The sequence below is a fragment of the Thalassospira sp. B30-1 genome (genome assembly GCF_015767575.1).
Lineage (GTDB): Bacteria > Pseudomonadota > Alphaproteobacteria > Rhodospirillales > Thalassospiraceae > Thalassospira > Thalassospira xiamenensis.
This window is the reverse complement of record NZ_CP065232.1, coordinates 26,552-45,505: the sequence shown is the minus strand read 5'-3', so window position 1 is coordinate 45,505 and position 18,954 is coordinate 26,552. Positions and strand designations below refer to the sequence as shown.

16 protein-coding genes and 1 pseudogene are annotated in these 18,954 nt (G+C 55.2%); 6 read left to right on the top strand and 11 right to left on the bottom strand.

All coding sequences use genetic code 11. The annotated features are described in order from the left end of the window. The first annotated feature begins 75 nt into the window (after positions 1–75). On the top strand, positions 76–1,062 hold the full coding sequence (locus IT971_RS00195; RefSeq protein WP_223304952.1) for a methyltransferase type 12: 987 nt from the start codon (positions 76–78) through the stop codon (positions 1,060–1,062). Between the two features lie 45 nt (positions 1,063–1,107). Here the strand turns inward: IT971_RS00195 and def are convergent, their stop codons facing one another. Then, positions 1,108–1,626 (bottom strand): peptide deformylase, encoded by a 519-nt coding sequence (gene def, locus IT971_RS00190; protein WP_037989353.1) that lies wholly within the window; start codon positions 1,624–1,626, stop codon positions 1,108–1,110. 125 nt (positions 1,627–1,751) lie between these two features. Beyond that, a complete protein-coding gene (gene rmuC / locus IT971_RS00185; protein ID WP_063092111.1) occupies positions 1,752–3,212 on the bottom strand; it encodes a DNA recombination protein RmuC in 1,461 nt (486 codons plus the stop codon). Between the two features lie 534 nt (positions 3,213–3,746). Between rmuC and acs the strand changes: the two genes are divergently transcribed. The 3 genes from acs (at position 3,747) to IT971_RS00170 (ending at position 8,307) form a co-directional block, all read left to right on the top strand. Beyond that, positions 3,747–5,693, top strand: a complete 1,947-nt coding sequence (acs, locus tag IT971_RS00180; protein WP_007088284.1) for an acetate--CoA ligase — start codon at positions 3,747–3,749, stop codon at positions 5,691–5,693. Positions 5,694–5,949: 256 nt separating this feature from the next. Further along, on the top strand, positions 5,950–7,440 hold the full coding sequence (locus IT971_RS00175) for a SulP family inorganic anion transporter (RefSeq protein WP_063092110.1): 1,491 nt from the start codon (positions 5,950–5,952) through the stop codon (positions 7,438–7,440). A 12-nt stretch (positions 7,441–7,452) separates the two neighbouring features. Beyond that, positions 7,453–8,307, top strand: coding sequence for a universal stress protein (locus IT971_RS00170; protein WP_063092109.1), 855 nt, complete (start codon positions 7,453–7,455; stop codon positions 8,305–8,307). 124 nt (positions 8,308–8,431) lie between these two features. Here IT971_RS00170 and IT971_RS00165 read toward each other — a convergent pair whose 3' ends face one another. The 4 genes from IT971_RS00165 to IT971_RS00150 form a co-directional block, all read right to left on the bottom strand. Further along, positions 8,432–9,304 carry an anti-sigma factor gene (locus IT971_RS00165; protein ID WP_063092108.1) on the bottom strand — a complete coding sequence of 291 codons (873 nt, stop codon included), beginning with the start codon at positions 9,302–9,304 and terminating at the stop codon, positions 8,432–8,434. Then, positions 9,301–9,840, bottom strand: a complete 540-nt coding sequence (locus tag IT971_RS00160) for a sigma-70 family RNA polymerase sigma factor (RefSeq protein ID WP_063092107.1) — start codon at positions 9,838–9,840, stop codon at positions 9,301–9,303. Before IT971_RS00160 ends, IT971_RS00165 begins: the two co-directional genes overlap by 4 nt. Before the next feature lie 201 nt (positions 9,841–10,041). Next, a complete protein-coding gene (locus tag IT971_RS00155) occupies positions 10,042–11,517 on the bottom strand; it encodes a beta-propeller fold lactonase family protein (protein WP_223304950.1) in 1,476 nt (491 codons plus the stop codon). Between the two features lie 181 nt (positions 11,518–11,698). Then, positions 11,699–12,205 carry a DUF305 domain-containing protein gene (locus tag IT971_RS00150; RefSeq protein WP_007088290.1) on the bottom strand — a complete coding sequence of 169 codons (507 nt, stop codon included), beginning with the start codon at positions 12,203–12,205 and terminating at the stop codon, positions 11,699–11,701. A gap of 85 nt (positions 12,206–12,290) precedes the next feature. On the opposite strand from IT971_RS00150, the pseudogene IT971_RS00145 reads away from it, so the two are divergent. Both IT971_RS00145 and IT971_RS00140 read left to right on the top strand, forming a co-directional pair. Continuing rightward, positions 12,291–12,521 (top strand): annotated as a pseudogene (locus IT971_RS00145) (integrase core domain-containing protein); the annotation flags it as partial. Between the two features lie 141 nt (positions 12,522–12,662). After that, complete coding sequence (locus IT971_RS00140) at positions 12,663–13,718, top strand: alpha/beta fold hydrolase (protein ID WP_063092105.1); 1,056 nt, start codon at positions 12,663–12,665, stop codon at positions 13,716–13,718. Here IT971_RS00140 and IT971_RS22315 read toward each other — a convergent pair. The 5 genes from IT971_RS22315 to IT971_RS00115 all read right to left on the bottom strand — a co-directional run bounded on the left by IT971_RS22315 (position 13,678) and on the right by IT971_RS00115 (position 18,841). Then, entirely contained in the window at positions 13,678–14,811 is a 1,134-nt protein-coding gene (locus IT971_RS22315; RefSeq protein WP_063092104.1) for an AraC family transcriptional regulator, read from the bottom strand. The genes IT971_RS00140 and IT971_RS22315 overlap by 41 nt on opposite strands. 139 nt (positions 14,812–14,950) lie before the next feature. Next, complete coding sequence (locus tag IT971_RS00130) at positions 14,951–15,547, bottom strand: hypothetical protein (protein WP_063092103.1); 597 nt, start codon at positions 15,545–15,547, stop codon at positions 14,951–14,953. Between the two features lie 116 nt (positions 15,548–15,663). Next, positions 15,664–16,617 (bottom strand): Hsp33 family molecular chaperone HslO, encoded by a 954-nt coding sequence (locus IT971_RS00125; protein WP_007088292.1) that lies wholly within the window; start codon positions 16,615–16,617, stop codon positions 15,664–15,666. A gap of 137 nt (positions 16,618–16,754) precedes the next feature. After that, positions 16,755–17,672, bottom strand: a complete 918-nt coding sequence (gene argF / locus IT971_RS00120) for an ornithine carbamoyltransferase (protein ID WP_007088293.1) — start codon at positions 17,670–17,672, stop codon at positions 16,755–16,757. 11 nt (positions 17,673–17,683) lie between these two features. After that, positions 17,684–18,841, bottom strand: coding sequence for an aspartate aminotransferase family protein (locus IT971_RS00115; RefSeq protein WP_063092102.1), 1,158 nt, complete (start codon positions 18,839–18,841; stop codon positions 17,684–17,686). Positions 18,842–18,954 lie beyond the last annotated feature (113 nt).

Here is an 18,954-nt window from a genome sequence, read left to right as displayed (position 1 = left end):
CGGTCACGTCCATTCATCACAATGTCGGGGGTATTTTTCGATTACTGGTCGGCAATTTGGCGCTATCTTGTGGAAATGACAAGCCAAGCCTTTCCCGAGCCGCGCAAATACCCGGTCGAACATATATGGCATGCAGACTGGAGCATATCTGCCAAATCCCGATGGGTCGCCAAAGCACGCCGCAATACATCCGGATGGCTGATTTATGCGATCGAGCCGGTCGGACTGTTAAACCAGTTTCGCCAGTCACTTTCACAATACGGTCGGGACCACGCCCTTTGGCTTGGTCTTGATATGCCGGTCGGCTTTGTCGATCACTGGTATGATGGCGCAAATATTCAAGATTTTAAATCTTTGCTGGATATTATTTTCACTGGCAAATGGGATAGCTTTTCCGACGTCTGCACAAACCCGGACGAAATCACCCATCACAGACCGTTCTATCCCAAAACAGCCCGCGTAAAAGGCAGTGTAAAGCGTGGACATCTTGTAGATGCCCTTGGTGTATCAAGCTTTGATAAGCTTTATCGCCTGTGCGAAGGGGCCACCTATCACCGCCCCGCCGCCTGCCCGTCTTTCTGGACCCTTGGTGCCAATCAGGTTGGCAAAGCAATGTTGCACGGGCTCGAACATCTGATCATTCCCGGCTATCGCGATGGATTTAACATATGGCCCTTTACTGGTGATCTTTCGACATGCTGCCAACAGAACGGCGTAACCCTGATTGAAACCTATCCCGGTGAAATCTATGGCTGGCTCGGTATTGATGAGGTGACCAAATCAAATCATAAAAGCCGTACTCTGGCTGTTGCGGCCCTGATCGACTATGCCGTGGGAAATGGAATTGAAATAAACACCGCAGTTGCGGCCGACATCAAATCAGGTTTCGGCCCTGACGAGGGCAAGGACGATGCGTTTGATGCGCTGGTCGGAGCCCTGGGACTGATCCGCATTGCCGATGGCAAACATCCCGAATATCTGCCTGATCGCCCGATCATCCGCAAACGCGAAGGCTGGATCATCGGAATGGATATCGGCTCCCTCAAACCGCGCGCAAAATGAAAGGGCCGATCATACGGCCCTTCTTAAGACTGAAAACTGATCGACTCAGGCAGACTTTTTCGTCTTTTGCAGCTTCTGCACCTTTTTCAGGATCATGTTGCGCTTAAGCGCACTGAGATAATCCGTGAACAGAATGCCATCAAGGTGATCAAGTTCATGCTGGATGCAGGTGGCGAGCAGGCCATCGGCCTCAATTTCATGCTCCTTGCCGTTTTCATCCAGGTAGCGCAGGCCAACTTCGGCAGGGCGTTCGACATCGGCATATTGTTCCGGGATCGACAGGCAGCCTTCCTGATAGACAGATGTATCCTCGGATTCCCAGATGATTTCCGGGTTCACGAGCTTCAGCGGCTGGGGCTTTTCCTTGTCATCGGACACATCCATGACAACCACACGCTTCATCACGCCGATCTGGGGCGCAGCAAGGCCGATACCCGGTGCCGCATACATGGTTTCAAGCATGTCATCGAGCAATTCACGGATTTCGTCATTCACCTCTGCCACCTCTTCGCATTCCTGCTTAAGGCGGGGATCGGGAACAATGAGAATGTCGCGCAGGGCCATGTGTCTTCTGTCCGGTCTGGAAATCTATGCGTTCATCGCATTATAGCGAAATCAGCGCTTCGAGATAAGGTTTCGTCGCAGCTTAGTCAAGCAACAGCCCCATATTAACGCGATTAACGTGCAACTCAGCCATGATCGGTACCGGTATGGGGCGTTTCATCGTCATCATCATCGGTTTGGGCCGTCAAAACATCAGAAGGTGCGCCAAGCAATTCGGTTTTGGTGATTTCACGCACATGGGTTTCAGCATGAAGTGGTTCTTCGATGGCGCGGTCGTCGGCAACGATATGCTTTTCCTTGAGCTTGCGCGCTGAAACCAGAACCGTTCCTTCAAGCGTGCCAAGAGTCTTGTTGTAGTTTTTGACCGTGCTTTCAAGCGACTTGCCCATCAAGGCAAAGTTTTTGGCAAGGGTCCCCAGACGATCAAAAAGCTGCTGACCGATTTCGCTGATATCGCGGGCATTTTCGGCCAAGGCTTCCTGGCGCCAGCCATAGGCCACGGCCTTCAGAAGTCCCAACAAGGTTGTCGGGGTCGCCAGAATGACACCATCGCGGAAGCTGTCTTCGATCAGGCGGGGATCTCGTTCAAGGGCCGCCGAAAAGAAGCTTTCGCCGGGCAGAAACAGAACAACAAATTCGGGCGAATCGACCGATTTCCAATAGGATTTTTTTGACAGGTCGGAAATCACCTTGCGCACATTGGTCACATAGGTGCCCATCAGGGCCTCGCGACGGATGTCGTCGTGCTTTTCATCGATCGCCTCAAGATAGGCCGATGTCGGGGCCTTGGCATCGACGACGATGTTTTTACCACCCGGCAGATGAATGACCATATCGGGCTTCTGCGCGCCTTCGTCGGTATTGAAATGCACCTGTTCTTCGAAATCGCAATGTTTGAGCATGCCGGCCAGCTCAACGATCCGGCGCAGCTGCAATTCACCCCATTTGCCTGATACCGACGAACTAGACCGCAGGGCAGAGCTTAGCGTCTGGGTTTCCTTGGACAGACGGGTTTGCGATTCAACCAGCTGGCCGACCTGATTGCGCAATTCGCCATAAGCTTCCTTGCGCGAATTTTCCAGTTCATTGACCTTGGTATCAAACGCCTGCAAACGTTCCTGAATCGGTTTGACGAGGCTGTCGATGGCCTGCTGGCGTTTTTCCAGATCGCCTTTGGCCCCTTCCTGCATGCGCGAGAAATTCTCACGCGCCAGCTTCATGAACTCGTCATTGTTGACTTTAAGCGCGTCAGACGACAATGCCTTGAAGCTATCAAGCAGTTTGGTGCGCGCATCATCAAGCATCGCGAGCTTTTCGGTGGTGGCTTCGCGCTCTTTTTCCAGTCTGGTTTCGGCAATGGCGCGCTTTTCGGATTCTTCGGAAAGCCGGTTACGCGTGGTTGCCAATTCGTTTGTCAGTTCACGCCGGGTTGCATCGACCTGATCGAGTTGTGCCGCCAGCAAGGCGGTTCGCGACTCTGCCTCTGCCATCACGGCTTCTTTGGTGCGTTTGACCATCAGCACACTGAAAACCAGTGCGACGACAAGTGCCGCAATTGCGCCCGCTGCAAGAGAGATCGGATCCATGTTCCCACCGTTTGGTTATAGCCTGATTTCTTTGTATCTGTTTTGTTCCATTAAATCCAGAACGCAACCGATTTGATATATCGCTGTGAAACGTCGCAAAACGTCAGATCGTGACTGGCGAAATCGCAATAATATGACTATGTTTCAATTACCTACTTCGGGGAATGCTCGTTTGTCAGCATCGAGACAGGATTGCTGGGATGGATTGGTTGTGTTGCAACAATGCATTCAAACGCAAGGCAGGGAAATCAGAACGGTGCCGCGGCAGTTGCGCGCCATTTTGCCCCCCGTCTTAAGTTGTATTCCCTGAAATCCATCAGCGCACTAGCATAGGGCGCAAGCGACAGGAACCGATTTACGCCATATCGACCGGATGATCTTGCATCGCCCGTTCGGTTGTCCCGCACCAATTATTGCGACTGCGAAAACCGGTACCTGAAACGCACAAGAATATCGCACCGGCCCAAAGACCTTTCAGCGGGCAGGTAACCGGTGCGAACGTACAGACAACAGGAAACGAACAAGAGGCCACATATGTCTGCGAACGTTTATCCCGTATCCGACGACATCGCGAAGGGCGCGCTGATCGACAAGGCAAAATACGACGCCATGTACAAGCAGTCGGTCGAAGACCCCGAAGGCTTCTGGGGCGAACATGGCAAACGCATCGACTGGATCAAGCCGTTTACCAAGGTCAAGAATGTCAGCTTTGACACCAAGGACCTTTATATCAAATGGTATGAAGACGGTACGCTGAACGTTGCGGCCAACTGCCTTGATCGTCATCTGGCAAAACGCGGTGATCAGACCGCGATCATTTTCGAAGGCGACGATCCGTCCGTTTCCGAACATATCACCTATAAAGACCTGCATGAACGTGTCTGCCGGTTTGCCAACGCACTTAAATCGATGGGTGTGGGCAAGGGCGACCGCGTTGTCATTTATCTGCCGATGATCCCGGCCGCAGCGGTTTCGATGCTGGCCTGCGCGCGCATCGGTGCGATCCATTCCATCGTATTTGGCGGCTTTTCGCCCGAAGCATTGGCCGGCCGCGTTGAAGATTGCGGTGCGAAGGTTGTCATCACATCGGATGAAGGTCTTCGTGGTGGGCGCGGTGTGCCGCTGAAACGCAATGCGGACGAAGCGCTTTCGCATCCCGGTGTCAAATCCGTCGAAAAGCTTGTTGTCGTCAAGCACACCGGCAAGGACATTGCGTGGAACGATGCCCGCGACGTCTGGTATCACGAGGTCTGCGAGGCAGCATCCCCTGATTGCCCGCCGACCGAAGTCAATGCCGAAGACCCGCTTTTTGTTCTGTATACGTCGGGTTCGACCGGCAAGCCAAAGGGCGTTTTGCATACGTCGGGCGGTTACCTTGTTTACGCATCAATGACCCATCAGTATGTCTTTGATTATCACGAAGGCGATATTTACTGGTGTACGGCCGATGTTGGCTGGGTCACCGGGCACAGTTATATTGTTTACGGGCCGCTGGCCAACGGGGCAACGACCCTGATGTTTGAGGGTGTGCCGAGCTATCCGGATGCATCGCGTTTCTGGCAGGTGTGCGAGAAGCACAAGGTCAATATCTTCTATACCGCGCCAACCGCGATCCGTGCCCTGATGCGCGAAGGCGAAAGCTGGGTCAACAAGGCGGATCTTTCGTCCCTGCGTATCCTTGGTTCGGTGGGCGAGCCGATCAACCCCGAGGCATGGGAATGGTATCACGAGCATGTCGGCAAACGGAAATGCCCGATTGTCGATACCTGGTGGCAGACCGAAACCGGCGGCATCCTGATTACGCCGCTTCCGGGTGCGACCGACCTTAAACCGGGGTCAGCGACGCTTCCGTTCTTTGGTGTTCAGCCTGCCCTTCTGGATAATGAAGGCAAGGAACTTGCCGGCGCAACCGATGGCAACCTTGTGATCAAGGATAGCTGGCCGGGGCAGATGCGCACGGTTTATGGCGATCATGAACGGTTCATCCAGACCTATTTCAGCACATTCGCCAATGTCTATACCACCGGCGACGGTGCACGACGGGACGAAGATGGTTATTACTGGATCACGGGCCGCGTTGATGACGTGATCAACGTTTCAGGCCACCGGATGGGCACCGCCGAGGTTGAAAGTGCACTGGTCGCACATTCCAAGGTGGCCGAGGCCGCCGTGGTCGGTGTTCCCCACGACATCAAAGGACAGGGCATCTATGCTTATGTCACGCTGAATGCCGGTGAAGAACCGACCGAAGAACTGCGCAAGGAACTGGTTCAGTGGGTGCGCAAGGAAATCGGCCCGATTGCCAGCCCCGATTATATCCAGTGGTCACCGGGTCTTCCGAAAACCCGTTCGGGCAAAATCATGCGCCGTATCCTGCGCAAGATTGCCGCCAACGAATATGACCAGCTTGGCGATACATCGACCCTTGCCGACCCGGGCGTGGTTGATGATCTGATCGAAAACCGCCAAAACCGGAAATAGTCTGATCTGCCTAAATCGCAGAGATCAGAACTTCAGGACAAAACCCGCCGCTATTCCGGCGGGTTTTTCCGTTCCAGACTGGGTTTTGCACAAAATGCCCGGCAAAGATCACGCCCCCTGCGGTTGTGCCATATTTTAAATTGGTATAGGTACAGCCTTCTGCATTGCAATACTGACCGTTAGGGACGGCTTTCATGCCGCCAGATGACACTCCAGCCCCGGGGACAGACTGGGCTGTTTGATACGGAGAAATTCTGTGAATACCGATTTCCTTCCGCGTTTGCGGGCCGAATGGCTTGGCAATATCCGTGGTGATGTGCTTTCAGGCCTTGTGGTGGCACTTGCACTTATCCCCGAAGCCATTGCCTTTTCCATCATTGCCGGGGTCGACCCGAAGGTCGGGCTTTATGCATCCTTCTCGATTGCCGTGATTACCGCGATCTTTGGCGGACGCCCGGGCATGATTTCGGCCGCGACCGCGGCAACCGCCGTTCTGATGGGCTCGCTTGTACGCGATCACGGGCTTGATTACCTGCTGGCGGCAACCGTGCTTGCCGGGGTGATCCAGATGCTGGCCGGGGCGCTTCGGCTTGGGAACCTGATGCGGTTTGTCTCGAAATCGGTGATGACGGGCTTTGTCAACGCGCTTGCCATTCTGATTTTCATGGCGCAGCTTCCAGAACTGACCAATGTCAGCATCATGACCTATGTGATGGTTGCCGGTGGCCTTGCAATTATTTACCTGTTCCCGCGGATCACGAAAATTGTCCCCTCGCCACTGATCTGCATTATCGTTCTGACGATCCTGTCGCTGTTTATTGATGGTGATTTGCGCACGGTCGGTGATATGGGCGCATTGCCTGATGCCTTCCCGGCGATTTATCTGCCTGATGTGCCGCTGAACCTTGATACCTTCCTGATCATCCTGCCCTATTCGGCGGCGGTGGCGGCGGTCGGGCTTCTGGAAAGTCTGATGACGGCACAGATCGTCGACGAGCTGACCGATACACCATCGAACCGCATTCGCGAATGCTATGGTCAGGGGATTGCCAACTTCTTTACCGGTTTCATCGGTGGCATGGCCGGTTGTGCGATGATCGGCCAGTCGGTAATCAACGTGAAGTCGGGCGGGCGGTGCCGCCTTTCGACCTTCCTTGCCGGTATTTTCCTTCTGATCCTGATTGTGGTTCTGGGCGATCTGGTGGCAATCATCCCGATGGCAGCACTCGTCGCAATCATGATCATGGTATCAATCGGGACATTCAGCTGGTCTTCGATCAAAAACCTGCGCGAACATCCGCGCAGTTCATCCATCGTGATGCTGGCAACCGTTGTGACCGTGGTCGGCACGCATAATCTTGCGATTGGCGTTCTGATCGGGGTTTTGCTTTCGGGGATATTCTTTGCGTGGAAAATCGCGCAGATCTTCCGGGTTACCAGCACGCTTTCAGACGATGGCACATGGCGGACCTATGAAGTGCGCGGGCAGATTTTCTTTGCCTCGGTCGAGGATTTCACCAAGGCATTCGATTTCCGCGAGGCACTTGATAAAGTCACGATTGATGTCAGCCACGCCCATATCTGGGATATTTCAAGTGTTGCGGCCCTTGATATGGTCGTGCTGAAATTCCGCCGTGAGGGAGCCGAGGTCGAGTTGATCGGTCTCAATGAAGCCAGCGAGACAATTGTTGATAAGCTGGCGATCCATGACAAGCCCGGCGCGCTTGAACGCCTGATGGGCCACTAAGGGGAACGTTCAATGACACATCTGATCGCACTGATCGATGGATCGGGCTATTCGCAAAGCGTTCGCGACCTGACCTGCTGGGTAGCCAAACGCACCGAAGCATCGGTTGAGCTGATGCATGTGCTGGGCCGTCGCGGCGTGGGCTCCGAACCCGCCGACCTTAGTGGTAACCTCAAACTTGGTGCACGTAGCGCCCTTTTGCAGGAACTGGCCGACCTTGATGAACAAAAGGCCAAGCTGGAGCTGAAACGCGGGCGGCTGTTGCTTGAAGAAGCCAAATCGGGCCTTGAAGAAGCTGGACTTTCATCCGTTACCTCCAAGCTTCGTCATGGCGATCTGATTGATGCAATTGGCAAGTTTGAAGGCGATGCCGACCTGATCATCATTGGCAAGCGGGGCGAGGCCGCCGATTTTGCCAAACTGCATCTGGGGTCAAATCTTGAACGGGTTGTCCGGTCTGCGACCAAACCGGTTCTGGTCGCGTCGCGCGCATTCAAGCCGATCAACAAGTTCCTGATTGCGTTTGACGGCGGCGAAAGTGCGATGAAGGCCTTGCGCCACATTGCGGGTGGCAAGCTGTTTACCGGACTTCCGTGCGTCTTGCTGTGCGTTGGCAAACCAACAGATAGCCTTCAGGAAAAGCTTGATGACGCGGCGACCATTTTGCGCAAGGCCGGGTACGATGTTGACGCCGGTTTCGAGGCCGGTGAACCCGAAGACGTGATCAAAAACCGGATCGAGGCGGATGGCATCGACCTTCTGATCATGGGCGCATACGGCCATTCGCGCATCCGCAACCTGATCATCGGCAGCACCACCACCGAAATGGTTCGGTCCTGCCATGTGCCGGTAATGATGTTCCGCTAAATGACTGATCGGGCAGCAGCGAACGCAGTCGTTGCTAAGCGCCCTGTTCTGGCCTCTATCACCGGCCCGGATGCCGGACTGTGTAAAACGGTCCTGCATCCGGTATTCGTCAAACCGTCCCGGCCTATGCCGGGGTTGTTAGCTGTTTGCGCATTTGATCGGCGACCGGGTGCAAGAGGTCATCGGATAGCGGCCCGACCACACTGTAACCCGTGCCCATCGATGCCCAGGAAAACCCGGTGACACCATCGGCATGATGTTCCTGCATCGGGGCATTCTGGTCAGCCTGCATCGGTCGGGCCAGCATCACCAGACGCACCCCCTGATCATCATCATACATCAGCATTGCCGCCGGGCCGTGATCGGTAGCGACAACCCGCCCGCCCATAAACCGGTATCCATCCGCCGTCAGATCGGGTACATGCAAATTCATCCCGACCCGATCACTGATCCAGCGCAGCAAATCATCGGTTTTATCCGCCCGGATTTCGACCGGCCGGTTGCGATCTCGGGCATAGGCGACATAGCTGGCCGATGCCTCGCGTGCTAAAGCACCAATCCCTTCAGGCGCCGACAATGCCGTCAAAACCGGCACATCGGGATTTTGCACAAATCCGTGCAATCCCCATCCGGCCCCGCCACCGGCACACAGCAAAACAATCGCGGCTGCCGCCCCCTGCCAACCGCCAAACCACGCAATCCGGCCGCCCGCATTCCCACCCTGAAATCCATCCTGACGGTGATCGGTTACCGACGTGCCGTCATGACGGCGGTTTTCGATCAGGTGATGCAAATTCAATTGCGATGGCACCGGTTCATCGGCCACCGGGGCAAAAGCCGCGCGCATCAGGTCGCGATGCCGGGCATAGGCATCAACCCGTCTGGCAATATCGGGATGCTGCGCGATATAGGCCGCCACCGCATCGTGGCGCGCCCCATCAAGCGCACCATCAACAAAAGCATGCAGATCGTCTTCTGAAATGGGGCTGTGGCTCATTTGACCCTCCGCAAATTTGGGGTGCTTTGACGATCCCCGTTGTTCCGCCTGTCACCATCCAGAATCTGGCGCAATCTTTCTCGCCCGCGTGACAGACGCGACATAACCGTCCCTAACGGTATATCCAGCACCTTTGCCGTTTCTGCATAGGACAGATCTTCGATCGATACCAGCAGCAGAATGCTGCGCTGATCATCGGGAAGGGTTGCAATCGCGCCCATCACATCCTGATAATGCAGGCTGTTTTCCTGTGTACCGTCATGGGCAAATGCGGTTTCGACCGTATCATCAAGAGCGATATGCGGTCCGCGATACCGGTTTTGGCACCAGTAATTGACCGCTAGATTATGCAGGATGGTAAACATCCATGTGCGTGTATTGCCATCATCGCGGCGCTGGTGCCAGCGACTGATGGCGCGTTCCAGACAATCCTGCACCAGATCATCGGCCTGCGCGCGATCACCACAAAGGGCACGCGCATATCGCCGAAGGGCCGGGATCAGCGGTTCTATCCGCCGGATCATGTCGTCATGCATTCCTATCGTCCTGTGACAGGGGCGTGTTGTGGCACTGGTAATTCTTGTGCTGGGGCCAGACACCTCCATTGCCAATACGGTGCCGGGCATCTGGCAATGAAGGACACCAAACGGATCGCAGGACAAATAATGCAATCCGTTTCGTATATAATCCGTTTCACCCCGGCTCGCATCGGAACCGGGGTGAAATACCATATCGGGTCAGTCGGCCTGAACCTGCACCGGTGCGCCAATACCATCGGCGGTTTTCAGAGCCACTACCAGATAACGTTTGGGCTGCTCATCCTCGCCCTTGACCAACTGGCGGATCGGACCAAGCGCATTGACAATACTTGCCCCGGTCGGGTTGGCCTTGAAATTCGACAGGGCCTGCAATGTTCCGCTGCCATCCGGATTGCCCGCCAGTGCAAGGACGTATTCCTTTCCTGGTTCCAGACCGGTGACCGAGGCCTGCACCACCTGTGTCAGGCCCTGATCAAACAGCGACACGTTGCTGGGTGCCGAACCATCCCTGGCCCCGCCAACCGCACGCAATGACAGCTGCACCGAATTTTCCGTTGCCTTCAGCGGTTCCAGATTGTCGGTTCCCGTCCCTTCGGTTACCGCACCGGGGACATAGGCAATGGCCTGCGGGGCCTGACCGACAGGAATGGATGCAATCACCTTGTTGGTGGCGGTATCAATCGCCATCAGCTGGTCATCGTTTTCAATCCCAACATATACCCGCGATCCATCGCCAGATGGCCACAGACCATGGGGCAGCCGCCCGACCGGAATGGTCGCCACCTGTTCAAAGGTTTCCGTATCAAACACCTTGACCTGATTAAGGCCGCCAATCGTGACATAGGCAAAATTACCCTTGGCCGTGCGGGCAAAGTTTACATGGTTGGTGATCGGGCCGGTATCAATCGTCTTGATCACATCAAAGGGCGGTTTGGCATCAAATATCTGTACTTTGCCAATATCTTTAAGGGTGAACCACACCTGACTGCCGTCGGGGTTGGCGGCAATGTTCGGGCAGAACGGGCTGGCCTGCTTCACATGGCCGACGATCTTGTGATCGGCCACCGAAACCACGAGTGTTTCCGGATTGAAAGACGAACAGATATAGCCATATTTCCCATCGGGCGAGAAAATCTGCATGCCCGGACCGGCAGGGGTCTGGATACGGGTTTTGGGTTCGAATGTCTTGGCATCCAGCACCTGAACATAATCCTCACCGCGGATGGTTACCCAGATTTCACTTCCATCGGGTGTGAAAAAGGTTTCATGCGGGGACCGGCCCAGATAGGTGGTGTGCAGGACAGTGTTGTCATGGGTGTTGATAAAACTGATGGCGTTGCTGCCGACCGCGACAACCGCCAGCGTTTTGCCATCGGGCGAAAATCCCAAGCCATGCACCAGCAACTGCCCGCGATACAGCGGGCTGAGGTTGCGCGGCTGCGGATCGCCAAGGCGCAGCACGCCCAGCAATTTATTATCGGCAGGGTCAATCACCGACACTGTATTTGAAAACTGGTCGGCGGAATAAACCCGATCCTGATGGCCCAGCACCCGGTCGGGGCTGGCCGCCGGATAGGGGGCCTGTCCGGCGAGAACGATGGCGGAACTGCCCGCTAAAAGCGTACAGACCATAAGGGTTCTGGCCATAAGGGTTCTGGCAAAAATATTCTTCATGAGTACTCCTTGGCGTAAGGCGACTTACCCTGCCCTTGGTTTCTTCTGACCAGGGGCGGAGATATGGCGCACGGAAATGCAGCAGGCGTAGAAATATATCGAAGAAAGGCGATAGGCAGGTAACAGGCGGCCAATGTTAGGCGGTGAACGGTTGCCACTGCGTAGGCATGGGCATTCGTGGTTAACGAGTCGATGCCGGGGCCGAAGGCGGCAATTCCGCCCCGATGGCGAGATACATCGCAACAATTTCCTGTTGCTGGGTCACAATGATTTCCTGACACAGGCGTTTGAGCTGCGTATTGCCGGCATAAGGCAGATAGGCCGCGCACATATCAATTGCCCCCTGATGATGCGGGACCATCATGACCACAAAATCCCGATCAATATCGCCGGTCGGCGCGACATTCATATCAGCCATCATCTTGTCCATGGCGGCCGCATTTTTTGCCAGAAACGGCTTTTCATGTTCGGGAATATCAGCCGATGCGCTTTCGGGCATGGTATGCCCGCTATGGGCTTCGTGATCATCACGGGGCATTGAACCCTGTTTGCTATGATCAACACCGTTATGGGCATTGGCGACAATAGCCATGCCGACAATTCCGGCAACCGACATACAGGCAAATACGCCAAACGCCATGATGCGGCGCGCAACAAAGGAACGGGGCGAAAACGAAGCGTGGGACATCGGGGGACCTCTATGTTCAATGACGACATAAAGGTTAGACAGCTGGCAGGCCCAATTATTCCAAGATGCTGGAAAAAAAATTTTGAAAAATCAAATCACCCCGTCGATGACGGATGGATATGACCATTATCAGAACGCTTTGGCCGAGCGCGTCAATGGCATTCTCAAACAGGAGTTCATCCTGCACCGGTGCAAAACATTCGAAGATCTAGCCAAGCTGTTCAACGAAGCCATCAATGCTTACAATACCATGCGACCGCACATCGCTCTGGCAATGCAAACACCAGAATGCGTGCATCAAAAAGCCAGCGGATGATTAGGCCGCTGGCTTCTGGAAAAACCGTCAACGTATTTTAGGACGGCACACTGAAAGGTCCTTGATCGCGATCCAGGACGCCAACAGCTCCCCGACCGGTAAAACTCATCGCATCATTTCATTTGGTTTGAAGGATCAAGCATGTTGCGTTTTACCGTCACCACGCTGGCCACTCTGGCGGCTTTTGTCATGGCCACACCATCTCATGGCGCGCCCTATGCCGTTGGTTTCACGGAAACCACCATCGGCGCAAGCGATGGGAACCGCGCATTGGTTGGTGCAATCTGGTATCCGACCAGCGATACATACCCGGCAGTACCTGTTGGCGAAAACCCGGTCTTTTTCGGTCAGATGGTGCAGCCTGATGCCAAAATTCAGGACGGACGCCATCCCTTGGTCGTGATGTCGCACGGGTTTGGCGGCAACTGGCGCAATCAGGGATGGCTTGCCACCGCACTGGCGCAGGCGGGCTATGTGGTGGCCGCGATCAATCACCCCGGAACCACCAGCCGCGATGTTACCGCCGAAGTCGGATCTGCATTATGGCTCCGCCCGCTTGATATCAGTCACCTGATCACATCGCTGACCGAAGATCTCGCATGGTCGCCCCATCTGGACGGAACCAACATCACGGTCATTGGTCATTCACTGGGCGGATGGACTGCACTTGAGCTCGCAGGCGCGCAGATGGACATGGATCACATGGACGGGGACTGCAAACAGCATCCCGAACTCGCCGCCTGTGATGGCCTCAAAGAACTTGAAGTAGGCCGTACACCAAAAGAACGCACAAAGCTTGCCGCCGACCTTAAAGACAAACGCATTCGTGCTGCGATCTCGCTTGATCTTGGCCTTGCCCGTGGTTTTACCCCGGAAAGTCTGGCGGCCATCGACATCCCGGTTCTGGTCATTGCTGCCGGTTCATCCAATCCGAAAATCCCCAAGGAACTTGAATCGGGTTATCTGATCCAACACATGCCGACCAACTTAGTCCAATATCATGACCTGCCCGATGCCGCGCATTTCAGCTTCCTGCCGGAATGCAAACCAAATGCCGCGATCCTCCTTGAACAGGACGTCCCGGGTGATGGCATTATCTGTCTCGATGGCGATGACGCAACGGATCGATCAGATCTGCATCAACAGACCATCACGCTTATTCTCGACTTTCTGCATTCTCTAAAAACAGCTTCCTGATCGGACCGAACGGTTGATCGGGGGCCAGTTGATCAGAACTTGGGTCCGCGTCGCGATATGCCCGTGGACCCATCCCGGTCACGCGACCAAATTCGCGGTTAAAGTTCGATTTGGTCTGAAACCCGCAGTCAAACATGATTTCGGTTACCGGCTTAGCGGTCGTCTGCAACAGAATTTGCGCCTCTGCCACGCGGTATTCATTGACGACCTGTGACACATTGCGCCCGAACCGGCGGTTAATCGCCCCGGAAATTTGCCGCGCCGGGATCACCACACGGCGCGCCAACCGATCCAGTGTCAGATCAGGATCCCGATACAGATGCTGCGTGCGCATGACCTCATCAATCGCAGCAAGGATGGCATCATCCCCGGCGATATCGTTGTTGTCTTTGCGGTCGTCTTTGTGCTGCGCAAGTGCGGGTTCGGTCACGCTGTCAGTCAACTGCGTGGTCTGCGGACTGAGCCGCTCTAACCGGACCATGAGCAACGCCAACACCACCAGAACAACCAACTGCGCATAGCCGACGATTGTTGTAACGTTTGTGCCTTGCGTGATGCTGAAATCAAGGGCGATCAGCCCGTCAACGAGCCCTGAGAAAATCAGCGCCCCGCCAACCACGGCAACAATGCCCCGAACCGATCCGATATCGCCCAGCCGTGCCTGCGCAAAACGGTCTTCGCCGCGGCTGGCCAGAATCATTAGCGCAATACCATATCCGGCAAACTCCACTGAAATCAGGAAATCAACCTGGATATGCCATTTTCGCCAGGTCAGACTTGCGATGAAAATCGCCAAAACCGGGATAATGTGCAGCCAACGCCATCTGGTTTGCGACCGCTCCTCCGAACCGAGTGCGGCAAAGCATATCCAGGCGATGGGCGGCAGCATCGCGGCAAATAAGGGTCGCAAGAAACGGAAAACCAAAAGATCAAATTGCCAGCGCAACCCGACCATAATCACCAGTGCCAGACTGGCGGCAACGAATATCCGCATGCTCCGCCCGACAGGCCCGGCCGGACCGCGCAGGGTCAGGCGCACCAGCAAAATCGCCAGCAACAAGGCAACAACGAAGGGCAACGGGATCTCAAACATAAGGCTTGGCACAATCTGGCAACTGGAAATCGTAACTCGATGTTTGTCCCGCGTGTCGCAGTGGCGCGCAACAAAAAAGACCGCGATGGCCGATCATCGCGGTCTTTGGGCTTTGTTCAAATCCCAAACAGGAAGTCGATCACTGCAGCAGGAAACGCCCCAGATTGTTATTGATCTGGCGTTCCAGTTCACGATCTAGGTCCATCAGGAGCGTTGCAGTTTCGTCATAGACCGCCTTTTCACGTTCGGCGACGGACATCGATTCCGATAGGGTCCGGGTGCGAACTGCGGTTGCAGCAACTTCACCCTTCTGGGTGCCGTTCGGATCAAGGACTTCAAGCTTGGCCGAAACTTTCATTTCGACCTTTTCGGACTGATCATCGGTAAAAACACCCGAAAAACCCTTCTTCGTCTTAAGCACGCTTGAGGTAATGGATGCCTCCGTCACGCTATAACGCAAAACATCACTGGTGCCTGCCGTCTGGATGCGGTCATCAGGCCAGTTCATCGCCATCTTGCCAAGGCTGAACGGCAGATAGCTCTCAAGGTTGTTGTCACCCCCGGCCGGATAGGCTGCCACTTTTTCAATCGGCCCGGCTGCAAATACAATCGGGTCGAGATGGCGCCAGGTCACATCGGGATAGGTTTGCACCGGTGCGCTGGTACAGGCCGCCAGAAGAGCAACAACCGCACCCGCCAGGGCCATGCGCATTCCATTGATGGACAATGCCTTCATCAAGTCTTTCTCCTGCCTCAAATAAAAACGCCACCATACCTTTGTGTGGGCATGGTGACGTTGCTTGATGATTAAGGCAAGGCTGTGACGATCAAAAACCGCCCCGATGCAGAAACTTATGCATCCTCGCCGGATTTGAGCGCACGCAGATCGGCCTCGTTGAAGCCATATCGCGTGTTGCAGAACTGGCAGGAAACCGCGACTTCGCCGCTGTCGGGTTCGCGCATATCTAGAAGTTCTTCAAGCGGATAGGATACAAGCGCGCCTTCGATCTTCTGGCGCGAGCAACGGCATTTGAACTGCAACGCCGTCTGATCAAACACGCGCGGTTCTTCATCATGGAACAGACGCCAGATCAGGTCATGGGCGGATAGCGAAATATCGACCAGTTCGTTTTCGGTCGCACTTGCCATCAGGATCTTGGAGCGGTTCCAGTCCTCGGTGATTTTTTCTGCTTCTTCCGGGGTTGCCGCATCGCCCGAAGCACTGGCCGGGAGACGCTGCAGGAACAGACCGCCAACCCACCAGTCATTGGCCTGTTCACCCTGATGGACTTCAAGCTTGAAGGAAGCTTCGATCTGTTCGGACTGACGGAAATAGGCCTCCGCACATTCCGCAAGCGTATTGCCTTCAAGCGATACAATCCCCTGATAGCGTTCATGATCACCGCCCTGATCCACGGTGAAAGCGATATGGCCATGCCCCATCAGCTTGTGCACCTGTCCGCGCAGGGCGTCTTCACCGCCGTCTTCGGCTGCAATCATGGTGCTGAGGCGGTCTTCGTCAACACGCGCACAGGCGCGAATGTTGCCATCGCTATCGACGTCGACAACCATCATGCCAATCGGACCATCAGACGAGGTCTGAAGGGTGAAAAGGCCTTCGTATTTCAGCGCCGAGGACAGCAGGACAGCCAGCCCGATGATTTCGCCCAGCAGATGATTTGCAAGCGACGGATAGCTGTGCTGACCGATGATGGTCTGCACCGTCGGGCCAAGCCGTGCGAAACGGCCGCGAATATTGGAATGATCCAGCGTGAAGGGCTGACAAAAATCGACAGCGATCTGCATTTTCGGGTTCCGCGTTTTTACGTGTTCCGGGGCGTATAACAACAGCAGAACCGCATTGTCCAGCCATGTCACGCCAAAGCAAAGGGGCGAACATCACTGTCCGCCCCAAAATTCTGATGCCTATTTAGTCTGCACCGTCAGGAAGGCAAGCCATTAAAGCAGTATAGCAGAACCCCTTTCTGCGCATGCAGACGGTTTTCGGCTTCGTCAAACACCACCGATTGCGGCCCGTCGATCACATCGTCGGTGACTTCTTCGTTACGGTGGGCAGGCAGGCAATGCATGAAGATCGCATCCTTGTTTGCCTTGGCCATCGCGGCGGAATTGACCTGATAGGGGGCCAATGCTTCCATGCGGGCATCGGCGTCCTCGTCCCCCATCGAAACCCAGCAGTCGGTAACGATGACGTCGGCCCCGTCCAGCGCACTGTCCATATCGGTCATGCGAACCTTGCCACCCTCCGCATTAGCGGTTTCGATCAGGCCCTGATTGGGGCGATAACCCGCCGGACAGGCCATATCAAGCGAGAACCCGAATTTCGGCGACGCATGAATAAAGGACGCCGAAACATTGTTGCCATCCCCGACCCAGGCGAATTTAAGTCCTTCAAGGCGGCCCTTGTGTTCCTTGACGGTCATAAGGTCGGCCATGATCTGGCAGGGGTGGCTTTGATCGGTCAGGCCATTGATCACCGGAACGGTGGCATATTTCGCCAGTTCCAGCAGTTTCGATTCGTCCGTGGTACGGATCATGATCGCATCAACAAACCGCGACAGGACACGCGCGGTATCGGCAATGGTTTCACCACGGCCAAGTTGCGAACTTGCGGCATCAAGGATTACAACGTCACCGCCAAGCTGTCGCATGCCGACTTCGAAAGACACACGTGTACGTGTTGACGGCTTTTCAAAGATCAGGGCAAGGGTTTTGCCCGCCAGCGGTTTGTCACCAAACGGTGCCTTGCCTGCCTTTTCCACCGCTCCAAGTTCAAGAATATCGTTCAGCGTTCCCGCCGACATTTTGTCGAGATCGAGAAAGTGCCTGATATCAGTCATTTCAATCTTCCTTATTGCGCCAAGGCTGCCGCGGCGGCATCGATTGCTGCCAGCGCCTCGTCGACATGGGTTTTGGTGATGTTAAGCGGCGGCAACAGGCGCACCACATTATCGCCTGCCGGAACGGTCAAAAGACCCAGTTCACGCAACTTGGCGACAACATCAACATTGGTCGGCACAGTTTTCATGCCCAAAAGCAGGCCCATGCCACGAACTTCCGCGATAAAGCCCGGATGTTTGCGGGCAATGACCGCAAGGCCGTCACGGATCAACTGGCTCATGGCAAGAACATTGTCCATGAAACCGGGTTTAAGAACTTCGTCGAGGACCGCATTTGCAGCCGCCATGGCAAGCGGGTTACCGCCAAAGGTTGTGCCATGCATACCCGCCGTCAGGGCCGCCGCCGCCTTTTCATTGGCAAGCAAAGCCCCGACAGGGAAACCACCGCCAAGGCCCTTGGCCGACGAAATGATATCAGGAACCATGTCCGACCATTCATAGGCGTAAAGTTTGCCCGTGCGACCAACGCCGGTCTGGACTTCGTCAAACATGACCAGCAGGCCGAACTCGTCGGCAGCCTTGCGCAGCCCTTCAAGATACCCTTCGGGGGCCTTGCAGATACCACCTTCACCCTGGATCGGTTCGACCAGAATACCGGCGGTCTCGGGCGTGATCGCATCGCGCAATTCGTTCAGATTGCCAAATGCCACACGATCAAAACCATCAGGCATCGGGCCAAAGCCCTCGCGGTATTTATCGCTATAACCGGCGGTCAGGGTACCAAGCGTCCGACCGTGGAAGGCATTGGTTGCCACCAGAATCCGGTTCTTTTCGGCATGACCGCTGACATACTGGTAGCGGCGCAGCATCTTGATGCCAGCTTCGTTGGCCTCCGCCCCGGAGTTGCAGAAGAACACGGTGTCGGCAAAGGTATTTTCAACCAGACGTGCTGCCAACTTTTCCTGCCCCGGAATCCGGTACAGGTTCGACGTGTGCCAAACCTTTTTGGCCTGTTCGGTCAAGGCTTCGACCAGATGCGGATGCGCATGGCCAAGGGTATTCACTGCAATACCCGACCCGAAATCGAGGAATCGTCGGCCGTCCTGCGCATAGAGATAAGGTCCTTCACCTTTCTCAAAGGCCAGATCGGCCCGCGCGTAGGTCGGCATGACGGGAGTAATCACTTCTTCATTCCTCAATCAGGGGTAAAAAATCATTCCTGACCAACAGGTCAGCTCCAGCAGAATACCGGGAAGCCGCGGAGTATCAAGAGATTCCTGAC